Annotated in this window: 19 protein-coding genes; 15 read left to right on the forward strand and 4 right to left on the reverse strand. The window is 69.3% G+C overall.

The window, feature by feature from the left end; genetic code table 11:
- The first annotated feature begins 1 nt into the window (after position 1).
- The 14 genes from pth (at position 2) to ABEA67_RS09715 (ending at position 13,194) form a co-directional block, all read left to right on the forward strand.
- On the forward strand, positions 2-685 hold the full coding sequence (pth, locus tag ABEA67_RS09650; RefSeq protein ID WP_345464470.1) for an aminoacyl-tRNA hydrolase: 684 nt from the start codon (positions 2-4) through the stop codon (positions 683-685).
- Positions 672-1,730 (forward strand): M42 family metallopeptidase, encoded by a 1,059-nt coding sequence (locus ABEA67_RS09655; RefSeq protein WP_345464473.1) that lies wholly within the window; start codon positions 672-674, stop codon positions 1,728-1,730. Before pth ends, ABEA67_RS09655 begins: the two co-directional genes overlap by 14 nt.
- Before the next feature lie 46 nt (positions 1,731-1,776).
- Entirely contained in the window at positions 1,777-2,334 is a 558-nt protein-coding gene (locus tag ABEA67_RS09660) for a DUF4126 domain-containing protein (protein ID WP_345464476.1), read from the forward strand.
- A 252-nt stretch (positions 2,335-2,586) separates the two neighbouring features.
- On the forward strand, positions 2,587-2,979 hold the full coding sequence (locus ABEA67_RS09665) for a P-II family nitrogen regulator (RefSeq protein WP_345464479.1): 393 nt from the start codon (positions 2,587-2,589) through the stop codon (positions 2,977-2,979).
- Entirely contained in the window at positions 2,976-4,271 is a 1,296-nt protein-coding gene (locus tag ABEA67_RS09670) for an ammonium transporter (RefSeq protein WP_345464482.1), read from the forward strand. Before ABEA67_RS09665 ends, ABEA67_RS09670 begins: the two co-directional genes overlap by 4 nt.
- A 247-nt stretch (positions 4,272-4,518) precedes the next feature.
- Positions 4,519-4,815, forward strand: a complete 297-nt coding sequence (locus ABEA67_RS09675) for a V-type ATPase subunit subunit G family protein (RefSeq protein ID WP_345464485.1) — start codon at positions 4,519-4,521, stop codon at positions 4,813-4,815.
- Entirely contained in the window at positions 4,812-6,905 is a 2,094-nt protein-coding gene (locus ABEA67_RS09680; protein ID WP_345464488.1) for a V-type ATP synthase subunit I, read from the forward strand. The genes ABEA67_RS09675 and ABEA67_RS09680 overlap by 4 nt, the downstream gene beginning before the upstream one ends.
- Positions 6,906-6,925: 20 nt before the next feature.
- Positions 6,926-7,231, forward strand: coding sequence for a V-type ATP synthase subunit K (locus tag ABEA67_RS09685; protein WP_345464491.1), 306 nt, complete (start codon positions 6,926-6,928; stop codon positions 7,229-7,231).
- Position 7,232: 1 nt separating this feature from the next.
- Positions 7,233-7,790, forward strand: coding sequence for a V-type ATP synthase subunit E (locus ABEA67_RS09690; RefSeq protein ID WP_345464494.1), 558 nt, complete (start codon positions 7,233-7,235; stop codon positions 7,788-7,790).
- A 24-nt stretch (positions 7,791-7,814) separates the two neighbouring features.
- A complete protein-coding gene (locus ABEA67_RS09695; RefSeq protein ID WP_345464497.1) occupies positions 7,815-8,792 on the forward strand; it encodes a V0D/AC39 family V-type ATPase subunit in 978 nt (325 codons plus the stop codon).
- Positions 8,789-9,148 carry a V-type ATP synthase subunit F gene (locus ABEA67_RS09700; protein ID WP_345464500.1) on the forward strand — a complete coding sequence of 120 codons (360 nt, stop codon included), beginning with the start codon at positions 8,789-8,791 and terminating at the stop codon, positions 9,146-9,148. The genes ABEA67_RS09695 and ABEA67_RS09700 overlap by 4 nt, the downstream gene beginning before the upstream one ends.
- A 115-nt stretch (positions 9,149-9,263) precedes the next feature.
- Positions 9,264-11,024: a V-type ATP synthase subunit A gene (locus tag ABEA67_RS09705; RefSeq protein WP_345464503.1), complete on the forward strand. Its 1,761-nt coding sequence runs from the start codon at positions 9,264-9,266 to the stop codon at positions 11,022-11,024.
- Positions 11,021-12,430: a V-type ATP synthase subunit B gene (locus ABEA67_RS09710; RefSeq protein ID WP_345464506.1), complete on the forward strand. Its 1,410-nt coding sequence runs from the start codon at positions 11,021-11,023 to the stop codon at positions 12,428-12,430. Before ABEA67_RS09705 ends, ABEA67_RS09710 begins: the two co-directional genes overlap by 4 nt.
- Before the next feature lie 95 nt (positions 12,431-12,525).
- Positions 12,526-13,194 (forward strand): V-type ATP synthase subunit D, encoded by a 669-nt coding sequence (locus ABEA67_RS09715; RefSeq protein WP_345464509.1) that lies wholly within the window; start codon positions 12,526-12,528, stop codon positions 13,192-13,194.
- Positions 13,195-13,263: 69 nt separating this feature from the next.
- Here ABEA67_RS09715 and ABEA67_RS09720 read toward each other — a convergent pair whose 3' ends face one another.
- The 4 genes from ABEA67_RS09720 to ABEA67_RS09735 are packed head-to-tail and all read right to left on the reverse strand — an operon-like array spanning position 13,264 to position 15,886.
- Positions 13,264-13,851, reverse strand: a complete 588-nt coding sequence (locus tag ABEA67_RS09720) for an HD domain-containing protein (protein ID WP_345464512.1) — start codon at positions 13,849-13,851, stop codon at positions 13,264-13,266.
- Positions 13,852-13,874: 23 nt separating this feature from the next.
- Positions 13,875-14,093, reverse strand: a complete 219-nt coding sequence (locus tag ABEA67_RS09725; protein ID WP_345464515.1) for a hypothetical protein — start codon at positions 14,091-14,093, stop codon at positions 13,875-13,877.
- A gap of 57 nt (positions 14,094-14,150) precedes the next feature.
- A complete protein-coding gene (locus ABEA67_RS09730) occupies positions 14,151-15,140 on the reverse strand; it encodes an NAD(P)H-dependent glycerol-3-phosphate dehydrogenase (RefSeq protein ID WP_345464517.1) in 990 nt (329 codons plus the stop codon).
- Positions 15,131-15,886: a class I SAM-dependent DNA methyltransferase gene (locus tag ABEA67_RS09735; RefSeq protein ID WP_345464520.1), complete on the reverse strand. Its 756-nt coding sequence runs from the start codon at positions 15,884-15,886 to the stop codon at positions 15,131-15,133. Before ABEA67_RS09735 ends, ABEA67_RS09730 begins: the two co-directional genes overlap by 10 nt.
- A 179-nt stretch (positions 15,887-16,065) precedes the next feature.
- Between ABEA67_RS09735 and ABEA67_RS09740 the strand changes: the two genes are divergently transcribed.
- Positions 16,066-16,533: a hypothetical protein gene (locus tag ABEA67_RS09740; protein ID WP_345464522.1), complete on the forward strand. Its 468-nt coding sequence runs from the start codon at positions 16,066-16,068 to the stop codon at positions 16,531-16,533.
- The last annotated feature ends 45 nt before the right edge of the window (positions 16,534-16,578 follow it).

A 16,578-nucleotide genomic window follows, 5' to 3' on the forward strand; every position in this document is an offset into this window, starting at 1 on the left:
CTTGCGGCTGGTCGTGGGCCTGGGCAATCCGGGGGGCCAGTACGCCCAGACCCGCCACAACGTCGGGTGGCTGGTGGTGGACGAGGTGGCCCGCCGCTGGGGTGCGGTGTGGCGCAAGGAAAAGGACGCCGAGGTCGCGGAAGTGCGCGTCGGCCCCGCGCCCGGTGCGAAGGTCCTGCTCGTCAAGCCGCAGACCTTCATGAACACGTCGGGCAAGGCGGTGGGGCCGCTCTTCGCCTTCTACAAGTTGGACAGTGACGCGCTGCTGGTCGTGCAGGACGACCTCGACAGCCCCTTCGGTCTGCTGAAGTTCCGGCTGGGCGGGCGGCACGGCGGGCAGAACGGCGTGCGCGACATTATCCGCGTGCTGGGCACGGCCGACTTTCCGCGCCTCAAGGTGGGCATCTCGCGCCCCCCGTCAGGCTGGGACCCCGCCGACTGGGTGCTGAGCAAGTGGCGCGCGGAGGAGGCGACCACGCTCGCGGAACTGGTGCGTCTGGGGGCCGACGCGGTGGAGGTCTGGGCGCAGCACGGGCTGGCAGAGGGGCAGGGGCGCTTCAACGGCACAGACCTGCGCCCGAAACCCGCACCGGAACCCCAGGCCACGCCCCGGCCCGAGGGGTCGGACGCGGCGGCCTCCGCCCCGGCAGACGCGGCGTATGCTGACGCGCGTGACCACAACTGAACTGCGACTGGACCTCCTGCGCCAACTCTCGGACCTGAACGGTGTCCCCGGTCAGGAGGACGCGGTGCGCGACTTCGTGCTGCGCGAACTGGAGGGCCTGGCCGACGAGGTGCGGGTGGACCCGCTCGGCAACGTGATTGCCCTGAAAAAGGGGCAGGGCGAGGTCAGTGAGGGTGAGCGCCGCGAGCGCATCATGCTCAGCGCCCACATGGACGAGATCGGGTTCCTGGTGCGCTTCATCGACGACAAGGGCTTTCTGCGGGTGCAGGCGCTGGGCGGCTTCGACACCCGCAACCTCTTTGCCCGGAACGTAACGGTGCAGACGCGCGGCGGGGCGCTGCCCGGCATCCTCACGCCCGGCGGGCGGCCCGTCCACATCGCCACCCCGGAGGACCGCAAGAAGGTGCCGGAGGTCAAGGAGTTCTTCGTGGACCTGGGCCTGGACGCCGAGGAAGTCAAGCGCCGCGTGCGCGTGGGCGACATGGTCACGCTCGACCAGACGGCGCGGCAGGTCGGACACCTCGTGGTGGGCAAGGCGATGGACGACCGCGCCAGTGTGTTCCTGCAACTGGAGGTGCTGCGTGCCCTGCGCGACGCGCCGCCCCGGCACGACGTGGTGGCCGTCTTTTCCGTGCAGGAGGAGGTTGGTCTGCGCGGCGCGGTGGTCGCAGCCTATGGGGTCGAACCCACCCTGGGCATCGGCCTGGACGTGACCCTGGCGGTGGATACCCCCGGCGTCGGCCCCGACGAGGCGGTCACGCGGATGGGCGAGGGCATCGGCATCAAGGTCTTCGACTCCTCCATGATTTCCACCCGCTGGCTGGTAGATGAGCTGGTGGACCTGGCCGAGCGGGAGAACATCCCCTACCAGCTCGAAGTCCTGGCGCTGGGCGGCACCGACGGGGCGGCCATTCAGCGCAGCCGCGCGGGCGTGCCCTCCATCACGCTCAGCATTCCCACCCGCTACATCCACACCATCGTGGAGGCCGTCCACACGAACGACCTGCGCGCCGGGGTGGACCTGCTGACGGCCTACCTGCGCTGAAGCCCCGGCGGGAACTCCGGCTGCCCAGGCGCGTACTGGAGGAGAGATGGAACTGCTCTCGGGTCTGCTTTCCTCGCTGGGCCTGTCGGGTGCGGCGGGGCTGAACGCCTACATTCCGCTGCTGGTGGTGGGTCTGCTCGACCGCACCGGCGTGCTGCACCTCAGCGCCCCCTACGACCTGCTGGGTAGTCCCTGGGTGCTGCTGGGGGTGGCGGTGCTGGGCCTGCTGGACTTCGTGGGCGACAAGATTCCCGGCGTGGACCACGTGCTGCATCTGGTGGGCGGGGTCGTGAACGCGGCGGCGGGCGCGGTGCTGTTCGCGGCCCAGTCGGGCATCGCGGACGTGCCCCCGGCCCTCAGCCTCGCGCTGGGCCTGCTCGTCGCGGGCGGCGTCCATGCCACCCGCACCGCCGTGCGCCCGGTGGCGACCGCCACGACGGGGGGGCTAGCAAACCCAGTGCTCAGCACCGCCGAGGACGGGGCCAGCCTGGGCCTCAGCCTACTGGCCGTGTTCGCGCCGCTGCTGGCCGTGCTGGGGCTGGCGGGTCTGCTGGTGGGGGCGTACCGCCTGTGGGCACGGGTCCGGGGTCGCCGGGCCGTTTAGGACAGCGGGGGACGAGTGGGGGAGAGGCCAGACGGCTTTTCCCCCTTCTGCTTTGTGCAGGCTGTGCTGGATTTTCTGGACATTCCGCACAAGAAGTTGAACGACCTCAGCTCTCGCCTTCTGGGCCTTGCCTTTTGTAACATCAAATCTGTACATATGTCCCTATTCTCGTTGACATTCTGCAAAGTATGTCTCACGCTGAGGCCAGGTGGAGGCTCACCTCTGCACTTTGTCCACGAAAAAGGAGACGGCATGAAACTGATCACGGCGGTGGTGCGTCCCGAACGGGTGCAGCAGGTCAAGGAGGCGCTGTTTCAGGCGGGCATCAGCGGCCTCACGCTCAGCCGGGTGTCGGGGCACGGTGGCGAGCAGGAAATCGTGGAGCATTACCGGGGCACCCGCGTGATGCTCGAGTTCCGGGACAAGGTCGAGTTTCGTATGGCCGTCAGCGAGCCGTTCGTGGACGCGGCCATCCGCGCTATCTGCCAGGGCGCACAGACGGGCGAGGTCGGGGACGGCAAGATTTTCGTGCAGCCCCTGGAACGGGTGATTCGCATCCGCACCGGCGAGGAGGACCACGCCGCCCTCACGCCCGTCACCGAGACGCGGCTCACGCCCCAGTCCCCCCAGGGCGGTGCGCGGTGAAGGCGCTGCCGCTGCTGGTCCTGCTGGGGGGCGCGGCCCTCGCGCAGCCGGCCGCCCCCACCCTGAACACGGGCGACACGGCCTGGATGCTCGTCTCCGCCGCGCTCGTCCTGCTGATGACCCCCGGTTTGGCCTTCTTCTACGGCGGCCTGACCCGTGCCCCCAGCGTCCTGAACACCATGATGATGAGCGTGGCGTCCATCGGGCTGGTGGGCGTGCTGTGGACCCTGGCCGGGTACACCCTGGCCTTCGGGGAGGGCGGGAACGCGCTGGTGGGCGGCCTGGGGCACCTGGGGCTGGAGGGGGTGCAGGGCCAGCTGTGGGGCACCATTCCCACCTCCGTCTTTGCCGCATTCCAGGCGATGTTCGCCATCATCGCGCTGGCGCTGATCAGCGGGGCGGTGGTCGAGCGGATGCGCTTCGGGGCCTTCCTCTGCTTCGGGGGCCTGTGGAGCCTGCTGATCTACGCGCCGCTGGCCCACTGGGTCTGGAGCAGTGACGGCTGGCTGTTCCGGGCCGGGGCGCTGGACTTTGCGGGCGGCACGGTGATTCACATTGCGGCGGGGGTCAGTGCGCTGGTGGCCGCCGCCGTGCTGGGGCCGCGCCTGGGCTATCCCCGCGCGGCGCACGTGCCGCACAACGTGCCCTTCGTGCTGCTGGGTGCGGGCCTGCTGTGGTTCGGCTGGATGGGCTTCAACGCCGGCAGTGCCCTGGCCGCCAACCAGACCGCCGCGCTGGCGCTGCTCACCACGCTGGTCGCCCCGGCCGCCGCCCTGCTGACCTGGCTCGCGTGGGAAAGCCGTGGGGGCGGCAAGCCCACCGCCGTCGGGGCCGCGACCGGGCTGGTCGTGGGGCTGGTCGCCATCACGCCCGCCTGCGCCTTCGTGTCGCCCTGGGCGGCCCTGGTGATCGGGGTGCTGGGCGCGACCGCCAGTTTCTGGACCGTGCAGGCCAAGCGCCGCCTGGGGGCCGACGACGCCCTGGACGTGTTCGCGTGTCACGGCGTCGCGGGCATCGTGGGCGCGCTGCTTACCGGGGCGCTGGCCTGGACCACCGGCAGTGGCAAGCCGGTGGGCGAGCAATTGCTCACCCAGCTTCTGAGCGTGGCCGTCAGTGTGCTGTACACCGGGGCCGGCAGCTTCCTCCTACTGAAGCTTGTCGGCCTGTGGATGCCCCTGCGGGTCACGGTGCGGCAGGAGGTCGGCGGCATGGACCTCAGCGCCCACAGCGAGCAGGGCTACCGCGAGCCGGAGACGGGGCTGGGCGCGCCGGTCTTCGTGGGCGGCGACTGACCCTGCCCTTCTTCCCGGCCCGGCCTGGCAAGGGTCCAGGCCAGGCCGGGACGCTTGACCTCCGGGACCTCCATGAAGGCTGTGTTAGGATGCTTCCCGAGTCTGACGCATACCAAAACGGGTCGGGCCATCACAGCAGCTCACAGCACCCCCCGAGTACCTCGCCCTCACGGACGGGGTTTTTCAAGAGGGGTGTCTTGGGTCACGAAGGGAAAGGAGGAGGGATTTGGACGTCTCAAGTCGAGTCTTGAGTGAACTGGCCAGCCGCGAGGCGGCGCTGGACGCGCAGATCGAAGCGGCCCGCGAGGAAGCCAGGCGGGAAGTGGAGGCTGCCGAGGCCGAAGCCGCCCGCATCCTCGCCGAGGCGCAGGCGCGCACGCAGGCCATGCAGGCCGAACACGAGCGGCAGCTTCAGGCCGAAACCCAGCGCATCCGGGAAGAGGCCCGCGCTCAGGCGGAGGAAGGCACCCAGGCCACCCGCCAGCGTGCCCAGAGCCGGGTGCAGCAGGCCGCCGAGCACATCCTGAGGGCGGTGCTGCCGTGATCAACCCCATGCAGCAGGTCGTGATCGCTGTGCGCAAGCGCGACAGCGAGGCGGTGATCACGGCCCTGCAAGACGCCGGGGTGCTGCACCTGAGGCCCATCACGGGCGGCCCCCTCTCCACCGGCTCGCTCGCCGGGCAGGACGCGCAGTCCCGCCGCGACGACGAGCGCCTGCTGGCCCGCGCCGAGAGCACCATCGCGGAACTGGGGGCCTACCGCCCCGCTCCCGCCCCCCTGCCCGCGCAGGGCGAGTGGGAGGGCGTGGTGGAGGGCGCGGCGCAGCCGGTGTCCGCGCTGGCCCGCACCCGCCAGGAACTCCAGGCGGACCTCGACGCCGAGGCGGCCTACGGGGACGCGGTGCGTGCCCTGGCCCGCCTGTCGGGGGGCCTCGACCGCAGCCGCCGCCTGACGCTGGTGCCCTTCCTGCTTCAGCCCACCGACAACCTGGGCGAGCTGGAAGGCGCGCTGCGTGCGGCGCTGCCCGACCGCTACGCGCTGGCGACCGAGACGGTCGGGCAGAACCGGGTCGGCCTGGTCGCCGCCCTGCGCTCCGACCGCGACGCCGTGCGTGCAGCCCTCTCGCGCGTGCGGCTGGGCGAGCTGCGCCTGCCGGGCCGCTTCGACGGCCTCCCGCTGTCCGAGGCGGCGGCGGAACTGGACCGCATCCGCCAGAATGGGGCGGAGCGTCAGCGCCAGCTCGGCGAGCAGCGCGATCAGCTCGCCCGCACCCACGGCCCCGCCCTGTACGCGGTGCGCGACGCCCTCAAGGACCGTGTCGCTGTCCACGACGTGCGCGCGGTCTCGGCACGCGGCAAGTACAGCCTGGCGATGCAGGGGTATCTCCCGGCCGACCGGGTGCCCGCCCTCCAGGCGGCACTGGGACAGTTCGGGGACGCCGTGAGCTACGAGCTGCACGGCGTGGACGAGCATCACGATCAGGCCATCCCGGTGCAGCTCAAGAACAACAGTTACGTCCGGCCCTTCCAGGTCGTGATGGGGCTGATGAGCCTGCCCAAGTACGGCACCTTCGACCCCACCTGGGTGATCGCGCTGTTCTTCCCGCTGTTCTTCGGCATCATCATCGCGGATATCGGCTACGGGCTGCTGTTCCTGCTGTTCGGGCTGTGGCTGCTGGGCAAGGCGCGGCGGAACGAGGGCTGGGACCTCAGCTTCTTCGGGGCGTACGTGCCGCCCGCCACCCTGCGCGACCTGGGCTTCGTCACCAACGTGATGGCGGCCTGGAGCATCCTGTGGGGCTTCCTGACCGGTGAGTTCTTCGGCACGCTGGGCGAGCACCTCCACCTCTTCTACGTGAACCCCGATCTGGTCAACAGTCTGTGGGGCTGGACCGGCATCCACGCCGAGAGCCACGAGGCCGCGACCAATGTCCACACCGCCGCTGCCGCACACGGGGGCCTGATCCCGACCGTGTTCCCGCGCCTGGAAACGAGCTACTTCAGCAACGTGGCGCTGGTGTTCGCGCTGCTGTTCGGCATCCTGCAGGTGCTGTGGGGCTGGGGCATCCGCATCCAGCAGGGCCTCAAGCACCGGGACGCCACCCACACCTGGGAAGGGCTGGCCCTGTTCGGCGGCGTGTTCGCGCTGATCTGCATGGCCTTTGCCACCCGCGCGGGCCAGGACTTCGGGCAGTTCACCAACTTCACCAACCCGCTGATCCTGCTGATGTACGTGGGCTTTGCCCTGTTCCTGATCGGCTGGATTCGCGTTATCCGCCACTTCCCGCTGCTTCCCATCGAGCTGCTCTCGCAGGGCGGCGCGGTCGTCAGCTACGCCCGTATCTTCGCGGTCGGCCTGGTGTCCGCGATTCTCGCCAAGCTCTGCTCCGACCTGGGCTGGAGCCTGGCCGAGCGCATCGGCTTCCTGGGCATCCTCCTGGGCATCGTGGTCGGCGCGCTGCTGCACTTTTTCGTGCTGGCCCTGACCCTGATCGGCCACATCGTCCAGCCGCTGCGTCTGCACATGGTCGAGTTCCTGAACCCGACCGGCTTCAACGCCGAGACCAGCCCCGCCTACAACCCCCTTCGTCGCCTCAGCCCCGCCGCCAACGCGGTCAGCGGGCAGGGTAAATAACTTTCCTCAGGAGTGTTCAGATGACCAAGTACAACAAGATCGTCCTCGCGTCCCTCGTCCTCGCCCTCGCCACCGCCGGCTACGCCCAGACGACCGAGACGGTCGGCGGCCCCGACGACATGTACCGCGGTCTGCGCGCCATCGGCGCGGGCCTCGCGCTCGGCCTCGGCGCGCTGGGCACCGGTGTCGCCCAGGCCCGCATCGGCTCCAGCCTGGTGGGCGCGGTCGCCGAGGACCCCAGCAAGGCCGGCAGCCTGCTGCTGTACTTCCTGATCCCGGAAACCCTCGTGATCTTCGGCTTCCTCGCGCTGTTCATCCTGAACTGATATGGCGCTCGACAAGCTCCTCGAACACGAAGCGCAAGCGGAGATCGAGCGCATCCGCGCCGAGGCCCGTGACCGCGCCCAGATGATCCTCGCGGATGCCCGTGAACGTGCCCAGGCCCTGGTCGAGAGCCGCACCCGTCTGCTGGAAACCCAGCGGCAGGCGGGGCTGGTGCGCGCCCGCAGCGCCGCCGACCTCGAACTCAGCGCCGCGCGGCTCAACGCCGGCGAGCAGGGCATGACCCAGGTCTACGGTCTGGTCGAGCAGTACCTGGGGGACGTGACCCGCGCCCCCGAGTACCGCGACATCCTGGCCCGCCTGATCCAGCAGGCCCGCGAGGCCATCCCCGACGCCGAGGCGGTCGAGGTGAACCCCGCCGACGTCATGCTGGCCCGCGAACTCGTCACCGACCTACCCGTGCGCGAAAACCCCGCTGTTCAGGGGGGCGTGCGCGTGGTGGCGCGGGGCGGCAAGAGCGGCATCACCAACACGTTGGCAGGACGGCTCGACCGGCTGCGGGGCGAACTCGCGCCGCAGGTCAGCCGCCTGCTCGCGGAATAAGGCCGGACAAGGAGAATTGGCCCGATGCCCGACGACTACGCTTACATCAATACGCGCGTCCGTGTGATGCGGACCAAGCTGCTCGATGGGCGCGCCCTTGACTCGGCGCTCGCGGCGGGCAGCTACCAGGAGTTCCTGCGCGTCCTCGCCGAGACGGACCTCGCGCCCGACATGCGCGAGACCACCGCCGAGGGCGCGGGTCTCCCCGAACTCGACCGGGCGCTGTCGCACAACCTCTTTGCGACCATGCAGAAGGTGCTGGGCTTTGCCGACGGCGAGGCCCGGCGGGAAGTCCAGGCGCTGCTGCTGCGCTGGGATCTGGTGAACCTCAAGACCATCGCCCGCGGCATCGTCAGCGGGCGGGGGGCCGAGGCCATCACGCAGGGCCTGATTCCCGGCGGCACCATCAAGCCCGCCGCCCTCCAGACCGCCGCGCAGAGCACCGATCTGGCGAGCGCCGCCGCGGCCCTGGCCGTCAGCGGGCACCCGCTGACCGGGGCCATGCGCGACGCCGTGGCCGCCTACAACGCCAGCGGCCGCCTGCTCGATCTGGAAGTCGCCCTCGACCAGGGCTACTACCGCTACGCCCTGAGCGTGGCGCGCAACACCAGCCTGCGCCGCTACCTCAGCCGCGAGATCGACGTGACCAACGTGCTGCTGGCCCGCAGCTCGCGGGGGCAGCCGCTCGACCCCAACCTGTTCGTCGCCGGTGGGCGGCTCGACGCGGCGGGCTACGGCCGCCTCGCGGGCGGGGACGCGGGCGGCGTGCCCGAGGTGGCCGCGATTCTCGACGCGCCCACCCTCGAAGACGCCGAGGTGGCTGCCCGCACGGCCCTTGACCAGGCCGCGCGCAACGTCGCGGCGGGCGACCCCGAGGGCGTGGGCATCATCCTCGACTTCCTGCGCCGCAAGGAAATCGAGATCGCCAAGCTGAGGCTGATCGGGCGCGGGAAGTACTACGACCTGCCCACCGAGCAGATTCGCCGCGAGGTGCAGGCATGACCCAGGCCAACCGCGCCCAGACGGGCAACACCCAGCGCGTCGTCGTCCTCTCCGACGCCGAGACCGCCACCGGCTACCGCCTCGCGGGGGCCGAGGTGATCGAGGCCGCCCCCGAGAGCGCCGTGGCGGAACTCGAACGCGCCATCCAGTCGGACCAGTACGGCCTGATCGCCGTGGATACCGGCCTCATCCCCGACCCCATGACCGCCACCCAGCGCGTGATGCGGGGCCGCGACCTCCCCATCCTGCTGCCCATTCCCAGCCTGCGCGACGCCTTTGCGACCGACACGGTGGACGCCAAGGCCTACATGGGCAAGCTGGTGCGGGACACCATCGGGTTCGATATCAAGCTGTAAAAAGCTGTCAGCCCTCAGCAGTCAGCCGTCAGTACGCCATTCATGCGGCGGCCCGAGTAAAGGCTCATGCTGAGAGCTGATGGCTGAGAGCTGACCGCTCTCCCAAGGAGACACAATGACGCAGAACAAGCAGGGCGTCGTGCAGAACATCGCCGGTCCCGCCGTGATTGCGAACGGCATGTACGGCGCGAAGATGTACGACATCGTGCGCGTGGGCAACGAGCGCCTGGTGGGCGAGATCATTCGCCTCGACGGTGACACGGCCTTCGTGCAGGTGTACGAGGACACCAGCGGCCTGACCGTGGGTGAGCCGGTGGTCACCACCGGGCTGCCCCTCAGCGTGGAGCTGGGGCCGGGGATGCTCAACGGCATCTACGACGGCATTCAGCGCCCCCTCGACAAGATCCGCGAGGCTTCCGGCGACTTCATCGCGCGCGGCATCGAGGTGTCGAGCCTCGACCGCACCAAGCGCTGGGCCTTTACGCCCACCGTGCAGGCGGGCGACAGCGTGACCGGCAGCGCCGTTCTGGGCACCGTGCCGGAATTCAGCTTCACCCACAAGATCCTGACGCCGCCCGACAAGAGCGGCCGCCTGGCGTGGGTGGCCCCGGCGGGCGAGTACACCATCGACGACACCATCGCCCGGCTGGAAGACGGCACCGAACTGCGCCTCGCGCACTACTGGCCCGTCCGCGCGCCGCGCCCCGTCGCGCAGAAGCTCGACCCCAGCCTGCCCTTCCTCACCGGGATGCGCATCCTCGATGTGCTGTTCCCCCTGGTGATGGGCGGCGCGGCGGCGATTCCCGGCCCCTTCGGCTCGGGCAAGACCGTGACGCAGCAGTCGGTCGCCAAGTACGGCAACGCCGACATCGTGGTGTACGTGGGCTGCGGCGAGCGCGGCAACGAGATGACCGACGTGCTGGTCGAGTTCCCGGAACTGGAAGACCCCAAGACCGGCGGGCCGCTGATGCACCGCACCATCCTGATCGCCAACACCTCCAACATGCCGGTGGCGGCGCGCGAGGCGTCCGTGTACACGGGCATCACGCTGGCGGAGTACTTCCGCGACCAGGGCTACAGCGTCTCGCTGATGGCCGACTCCACCAGCCGCTGGGCTGAGGCTCTCCGTGAAATCTCCTCCCGCCTGGAAGAGATGCCCGCGGAAGAAGGCTACCCGCCTTACCTGGGCGCGAAGCTCGCCGCGTTCTACGAGCGCGCCGGTGCGGTGAAGACCCTCGCGGGTGAGGACGGTGCGGTCAGCGTGATCGGCGCAGTCAGCCCGGCGGGCGGCGACATGTCCGAACCCGTCACGCAGGCGACCCTGCGTATCACCGGGGCCTTCTGGCGTCTGGACGCGGGTCTGGCCCGCCGCCGCCACTTCCCGGCGATCAACTGGAACGGCTCCTACAGCCTGTTCACGCCGATCCTGGACTCCTGGTACCGCGAGAACGTCGGCCAGGACTTCCCCGAACTGCGCCAGCGCATCGGCAACATCCTCCAGCAGGAAGCGTCCCTCCAGGAAGTCGTGCAGCTCGTCGGCCCCGACGCGCTTCAGGACCAGGAGCGCCTGGTGATCGAGGCCGGACGCATGCTGCGCCAGGACTTCCTCCAGCAGAACGGCTTCGACCCGGTGGACGCCAGCGCCTCGATGCCCAAGAACTACGGCCTGATGAAGATGATGCTGAAGTTCTACGACGAGGCGGAAGCGGCGCTGCGCGGCGGGGCCACCATCGACGAGATCATCCAGAACCCCGTGATCGAGAAGCTCTCCCGCGCGCGCTACGTGCCGGAAGCCGACTTCATGGCCTACGGTGAAAGCGTGATGGACGAACTCGACACCACCTTCAAGACCACCGCCAAAGGAGTGAGTGCGTGACCCTCCTGAAAAAGGAATACAACGACGTCTCGTACATCTCCGGGCCGCTGCTGTTCGTGAACGCGGCCTCGGACCTCGCCTACGGGGCCATCGTGGACATCCGCGACGGCAGCGGCAAGGTGCGCGGCGGGCAGGTGATCAGCGTGTCCGACGAGAACGCCGTGATTCAGGTGTTCGAGGAAACACGCGGCCTGGACCTCGCCACCGCCTCCGTCAGCCTCGTCGAGGACGTGGCCCGACTGGGCGTCAGCAAGGAAATGATCGGCCGCCGCTTCGACGGCCTGGGCCGCCCCATCGACGGGCTGCCCCCGGTGGTGGCCGAGCAGCGCCTCAGCATCAACGGCCAGCCCATGAACCCTGCCGCGCGTGCCAAGCCGGAGGAGTTCATTCAGACCGGCATCAGCACCATCGACGTGCAGACCAGCCTGATCCGCGGGCAGAAGCTCCCGGTGTTCTCCGGCTCGGGCCTGCCGCACAACGAACTCGCCGCGCAGATCGCCCGGCAGGCGAAGGTGCCCGGCCACGAGGGCGACTTCGCGGTGGTGTTCGCCGCGATGGGCCTGACCCAGCGTGAAGTCTCGTTCTTCACCCAGGAGTTCGAGCGCACCGGCGCGCTGGCCCGCTCGGTGCTGTTCCTCAACCGCGCGGACGACCCCGCCGTCGAGCGTCTGCTGACGCCCCGCATGGCGCTGACGACCGCCGAGTACCTCGCGTTCGAGCACGGCTACCACGTGCTGGTGATCCTGACCGACCTGACGAACTACTGCGAGGCGCTGCGTGAAATCGGCGGTGCGCGCGAGGAGATCCCTGGTCGCCGTGGCTTCCCCGGCTACATGTACACCGACCTCGCCAGCCTCTACGAGCGCGCGGGTGTGGTGCAGGGCAAGCCCGGCTCGGTCACGCAGATCCCGATTCTCTCGATGCCCGACGACGACATCACCCACCCCATCCCCGACCTGACCGGCTACATCACGGAAGGGCAGATCGTGGTGGACCGTGGCCTGAACGCCAAGGGTGTGTTCCCGCCGATCAACCCCCTCCCCAGCCTGAGCCGCCTTCAGGGCAACGGCATCGGCAAGGGCAAGACCCGTGCGGACCACAAGAACGTGTCCGACCAGCTGTTCGCCGCCTACGCCAACGGCCTCGACCTGCGCAAGCTCGTCGCCATTACCGGTGAGGACGCGCTGACCGAGACCGACAAGCTGTACCTGCGCTTTGCCGACGACTTCGAGAACTACTTCATCGGCCAGGGCAACCAGGACCGCTCCATCGACGACAGCCTGACCGTCGCCTGGGGCATCCTCTCCAAGCTGCCCCAGAGCCAGCTCACCCGTCTTTCGAAGGACAGCATCGACAAGTACTACGGTGCCAAGATCGACGAGATGTGGCGGGGCAACAGGATCTAAGGTTGTAGGGGGGAGGTTGTGGGTTGTGGGACAGGCTGTTTCCCCACAACCCACCGCCCACAACCCACAACCCCACCGACGAAGGAGGTGGAACCATGGCAGGACAGATCAGTCCCACCCGCAGCGCTCTGCTCGCCAGCAAGGCCAGCCTCAAGACCGCCAACAACGGCGCGGACCTGCTCAAGCGCAAGCGTGATGCCCTGATCGGGGAGTTCTTCGCGCTGGTCAAGGACGCGCTGGCAGCGCGCGAGCAGCTGGCCGGGGTCAGCAAGGGTGCGTACACCAGCCTGTTCGGCGCGAAGGCGTGGGACAGCCCCGAAGCGGTGGAGAGCCTCAGTCTGGCGGGCACCGGCGACTACGCCGTGGACATGCAGATCGAGAACCTCTACGGCGTGAAGGTGCCCCGCATCAGCATTCCGGAACGGCAGGCCGCGGCGGCCTTCAGCCCGATCAACGTGGGCGCGCGGACCATCCAGGCCGCGACCGACTTCGGCAGCGTGCTGGAAGCCATCGTGCGGGTCGCCGCGACCGAGACGAAGCTGCGCCGCATCGGTGAGGAGATCAAGAAGACCTCCCGCCGCGTGAACGCCCTGGAGCAGATCGTGATTCCCAGCATTCAGGACGACATCCGCTTTATTCGCGGTGTGCTCGACCAGCGCGAGCGCGAGGCCAGCTTCACCCTGAAGAAGATCAAGGCCAAGCTCGAAGCCGACGCCGAGAAGGAAAACGTCCAGGCGGGCAACCACGGCACCGCCGCCGACTGAAGCCCGAACCTTACCGACCGCCTCCTGCCGGGGGCGGTTTTTCTATGCTTTTTGTAGGCTGGGCTTTTTCTAGGCTGGCCCTTCCAGTCGCCCGAGTGCCGCCGTGAGGTTCGCCCGCGCCCGCTCCTCCAGGGCCGCGAACTCCGACGTGGTATAAATCCGCTCCCGTTCCAGGAAGCCCCGCAGCACCCTTGCCCGTCCCCGGCGATACTCCACATCCGGCACGAAGGCGTATTCCTGTCGGATGGCCCGGTCGTATACGGCAAAGGCCGGGGCCTCCGCTCCCAGAATCCCCAGGTCGGCGTCGGCCAGCAGGGCTTCCGCCCGCGTTTCCGGTGGGGAGGTGTGCCGGGTGGCGAGAATCAGGGCCGTGACTTCCCGCACCAGGGCCGCGTCCGCGCCCTGTGCCTCCAGCCACCCGCCGAAGACCTCGGCGCTGCGGGCCTCGTTGTCAGGGGCGCGTGGGTCATAGATCAGGTCGTGGCCCCAGGCAGCCAGGGCCAGAGCCGGGGTCAACACCTCGCGTGAGGCGAGGGCTTGCAGGACGGCGCGGACATGCTCCGCATTGTGGTAGGCACGCCAGGGCTGGGTGTACCTGGGGAGGGCGAAGGCTTCTGCGGCGGCCAGGAGGGCGGCCGTTCCCGGTTCACCTGTCATCGCTGTGTCCGCTGGGACGGGTTTTACCCCTCGGCATCGTCCGCCGCCTGTGCCCCCTTGCGCTTGCCCGACCCCTTGCGGGCAGGCCGGTCGTCCGGGTCGTGGCCGCACAGGATGTTGAAGGTGCGCCGGATATCGGCGGCGCGTGCCTCCACGTAACCCTGGCCCACCTTGCCCTCGTAGGTGTTGTGCTGGGTCAGGTCCACGGCAAGCTGCAACGCCCGGGTTTCGAAGGTGTCCATATCACTCCCGGTATACCAGCGGACCTTCAGGCCACCATCAGGCCTGTCCAGCCCCCTCTACCCCTCCAGTTCGGCCTTCAGGTCCCGGCCCATCAGGCTGGCGATACCCTCGGCGGGAGTCCACGCGCCGCCTGCGACCAGGGAGACGGCCCGCACGATGGGCAGGTCCTGCCCGTGGGCGCTGGCCCAGGCCTCCAGCAGACCCGCCGTGCGCAGGCCCTCCACGACCTTGCCGCCCTGCTGGGGCCGGGAAATGGGATGGTCTCCTCTGGCAATCGCCTCGCCCGCCGCGCGGTTGCGGCTGTGGCGGCTGGTCGCGGTCGCCACCAGGTCACCCAGGCCGCTCAGGCCGTACACCGTTTCCTCGTGGGCACCCTGGGACACCAGGTAGCGCCCCATCTCGCGCAGCCCCCGCGTGATGATGGCGGCCTTGGCGTTGTCCCCCAGGCCCAGGCCGTCCACCAGACCCGCCGCCAGCGCGATCACGTTCTTCAGCACGCCGCCGAGTTCCACACCGACCACGTCGGTGCTGGTGTAGATCCGCAGGGTGGGGGAGACCAGGGCCGCCTGCACCGCGCCGGCCAGTGCCATGTCCGCACTCGCCACGACCGTCGCGGCGGGCAGCCCGCGCCCGATCTCCTCGGCATGGTTGGGGCCGCTCAGCACGGCCACCCGTGGGAAGCCCAGGTCGCGGGCCAGGTCGCTGAGCCGGCCGCCATCCGGCGCGAGGCCCTTGGCACACAGCACCACGCCCAGGTCGCGGGGGAGCGCGGCCAGCAGGTCCGGCACACCCACGCTGGGCACGACCACCAGGGCAAAGTCGGCCCCGGCCACCGCCTGCTCCAGGTCGGAGGTGACCGTCACCCCCTGCGGCAGCGTCACGCCCGGCAGGTACTCGCGGTTCTCGCGGACCTCGGCCAGCCGGGCGGCGAAGTCGGGGCGGCGTGCCCACAGGGTCGCCGGCTGGCCGGTGCGGGTCGCGGCGCTGGCCAGCGCCGTGCCCCAGCCCCCCGCCCCCAGAACGGGAACGGGCACGTTCAGGCCCATGCGAACACCCAGACCCGCGGCGTATCCGGCTCTGGGGGGGCGTAATCCGGGTACTCCACGATTTCCCAGCGGGAAAACCCGGCCTCCCGCAGCAGCGGCCCCAGGTCGGCGGGGTCGTAGCCGCGCTCGCGGTGTTCCTCCACGAATTCCTGCATGCCGCCCTGCCCGTCCTCCACCCGGCAAAAGGCCTGCACCACGCCCACGTCGGCATCAGGGTCGTAATGGTGCGACCAGTGGTAATGCACCTCGCGGCCCTCCGGTGTCTGGGCCAGGCCCTCGATGGCGTTCCCCTCCCACAGCTCCCGGACCCCCAGGCGGGTGTTCAGGTCACAGGCGAGCAACCCGCCGGGCCGCAGATGCGCCCGCGCCCGCGTGAGCGCCGCGCCCAGGTCGGTGGGGGTCAGCAGGTTGTTCAGGCTGTCGAAGACGCAGGTGACGAGGTCGAACTGCTCCTCCAGCGCAAAGGTCCGCAGGTCCCCCACGCTGAGCGTGACCCCGGTGGGAAGGCGGGCGCGGGCTACCTCCAGCATCTCCGGGCTGCCGTCCACCCCATGCACCCGGAAGCCTGCCTGCCACAGCTCCCGCGTGAAGCCCCCGGTGCCGCAGGCGAGATCCAGTGCCGAGCGGACCTCCAGCCCCCCATCACGCGCATAGGTCAGCACGAAGTCGGCCCAGTGGTCGTACTCCACATCCGCCATGATCGCGTCGTAAACCGCGGCGAGTGCGGTAAAGGGGCGTTGCTGCATCCCGGTCACTATAGCCGGCTGTCCCCTCAGGCGAGCGCGGCAGCTAAAGGCCGGGTCAGGTTTCCCCCGCCTCATCTCCCCTCCATGAGTGGCAGGTGAGGCCAGCGGGAAAGGTTGCCCCATAGCCGCTGGGCTGCCCCGCCGGGTACGGTGAGCCTGCGACTCAAGGAGGTTTTCCCATGAAGAAGATGCTTACCCTGGTGGCCCTCGGGACCCTCGCCCTCAGCTCGTGCAGCGTGCTTGGTACCCGCAGCGCCGCCGTCTCCGGTCAGCTCAAGGGCTTCAGCCCCAACCAGAACCTCGGCCTGGCGGTCGTCGGCTACAACAATGGCCGCTACACTGCCGACGGCACGCAGCCGCAGGTGATCGACAAGTTCCTGACCGGGGGCTATACCCTCACCCTCCCCCGCAACGTTCCTTACGGGACCTACCGGGTGGTCGTCTTCCGCGATGCCAACAGCGACGGCCGCTTCAATACCGGCGACGTGGTGCTCAGCCGCGACAACGGCAAACTGCTGGTCTACGCCGGGAGCGACAACCAGTTCTTCAACGGCACCAAGTACGGCTGGAACATCTACAACGGCACCGCCGACATCCAGACCACGCTGCTGAACAACTACGACCTCGAAGCTATCAACCCGCAGTAAGCGGCGGGTTAAGAAAGAGGGGAGGCTTGCGGGCCTCCCTTTTCT

It is taken from the genome of Deinococcus carri, assembly GCF_039545055.1.
GTDB lineage: Bacteria > Deinococcota > Deinococci > Deinococcales > Deinococcaceae > Deinococcus > Deinococcus carri.